This is a genomic window from uncultured Microscilla sp. (genome assembly GCF_947493425.1).
GTDB lineage: Bacteria > Bacteroidota > Bacteroidia > Cytophagales > Microscillaceae > Microscilla.
This window is the reverse complement of record NZ_CANLRP010000530.1, coordinates 1-384: the sequence shown is the minus strand read 5'-3', so window position 1 is coordinate 384 and position 384 is coordinate 1. Positions and strand designations below refer to the sequence as shown.

Annotated in this window: 1 protein-coding gene; it reads right to left on the bottom strand. The window is 45.8% G+C overall.

Going from position 1 to position 384, the window contains the following annotated elements; all coding sequences use genetic code 11:
- A partial coding sequence (locus Q0954_RS34590) for a DnaB-like helicase N-terminal domain-containing protein (protein WP_299466817.1) occupies positions 1-248 on the bottom strand: 248 nt, incomplete at its 3' end.
- Positions 249-384: the final 136 nt, after the last annotated feature.

Below are 384 nucleotides of genomic sequence, written 5' to 3'. Positions count from 1 at the left end.
TTGCCTGTGGCTCGCAACTGATGACTCAAAGTAACCAGATCGGGACTTTCGCCAGCGGCATATAACTGAAACATGGCCTCATAAATTACCTGATGCTCGGTTCGGTAAAATGATTCCACTTCTAAAATATCCATGACTTCTACCATTGTCACGGGTTCATTGATGAGGGTACCCAATAAGGCTTGTTCGGTAAATACATCCTGGGGCATTTTCACCTCTTGCTTTTCCATTAAGCTATTTTGGGTCATTGGACGCGTTGTTTTTCTTGTTGGCTTCGTAATGTTGGGCACGTTGTTTCAGTTTGGCTTCTTGTTCTGGTGATAGTGGTTCAAAAGCTGTCCGGGCTACTTGTGCTCCTGCTCCTTCTGAAGGGGTTTGGGAGGC